This is a genomic window from Streptomyces phytophilus (assembly GCF_013870535.1).
Taxonomy (GTDB): Bacteria; Actinomycetota; Actinomycetes; order Streptomycetales; family Streptomycetaceae; genus Streptomyces; species Streptomyces phytophilus.
Genome location: NZ_JACBXC010001601.1, coordinates 1 through 1,180 on the forward strand (window position 1 = coordinate 1; position 1,180 = coordinate 1,180).

Consider the following 1,180-nt stretch of genomic DNA (forward strand, 5'->3'; position numbering starts at 1 on the left):
CACGAATACCAGCCCGCGAAGGACGCCACGTCCATCGACGGCGCCGAGAGCAGCACCGGCGGCGAGAGGGTGGAGGCCGGCAAGACGTACTCCGACTCCCTCGCCCCCGGCGACAAGCTCTACTACAGCGTCACGCTCGACGCGAAGTCCAACGCCTGGATATCCGCCGTCGCCGTGCCGAAGCCGGCCGCCAAGGTCGCGTACGGCGACGGCATCGAGCTGGAGCTGGAGAGCAAGGGCGGCGAGCGGTGCAGCAACTCCGACGCCGACTTCCGCGCGGACGGCGGCGCCCGCCCGATCGCCAACTACGTCTGGCGCGTGGCCCAGCCCGACGGGCCCTGCCAGGAGCCCGGCGTCTACAACCTCATCGTCACCCGCGTCAGCGAGGCGACCTCCACCCCGGAGGACTGGTCGCTGGAGCTGCGCTTCATGGAGGAACCGCCGCTGGCGAAGGCGGGGTCCACGACCCCGCCCGACCCCGATTCGATCCCCACGACGCCGCCGCCCCCGCCCACGGACAAGGCCGAGCGGCGCGAGGGCGGCACCGGGTTCAACGACGCGGTCGGCATCGACCACGGCGTCTGGACGGACCGGATCCGGCCGGGTGACACGCACTTCTACCGGGTGCCGCTGGACTGGGGCCAGCAGCTCTTCCTGCAGACCGAGTTCGGTACGACGCGGGTGAGCGACGAGTCGGCGTACGCCTCCAACGGGGTGCGCGTCGACTTCTACAACCCCGCGCGCGGCTACATCGCCTCCACGGACGAGACGTACTACGGCGACGACCCCGCGGCGATCCAGGCGCTGAGCCCGCCGATCGCGTACGAGAACCGCTTCGCGGTGTACGACCGCGACTTCGGCAACGTCGGCTTCGCCGGCTGGTACTACGTCGCGGTCACCGTGTCGGAGGAGGTCGGCGAGTTCGCGGACGGGCCGGTGCCGGTGGAGCTGCGGACGACGATCAAGGGCGAGCCCAAGGAGGGCCCGGCGTACGACGGGGACGCGGCGGCGGCCGGGTTCGGCGTGACGGACGACGACCGCGACACCGCGGCGGAGGGCACGGCGGCCGGCGAGGACGGCGGCGGTGCCGGGAAGAAGATCCTGGCGATCGCGGGGATCGGCGCGGGCGTACTGCTGCTGGTCGGCCTGGGGCTGTGGACGCTGCTGGCGCGGCGCGTCC

At 72.5% G+C, this 1,180-nt stretch carries 1 protein-coding gene; it reads left to right on the forward strand.

The window, feature by feature from the left end; all coding sequences use genetic code 11:
• Nucleotides 1-1,180, forward strand: a 1,180-nt coding sequence (locus H5J30_RS34545; RefSeq protein ID WP_181791760.1) for a hypothetical protein, incomplete at both ends; no start/stop codon positions are given.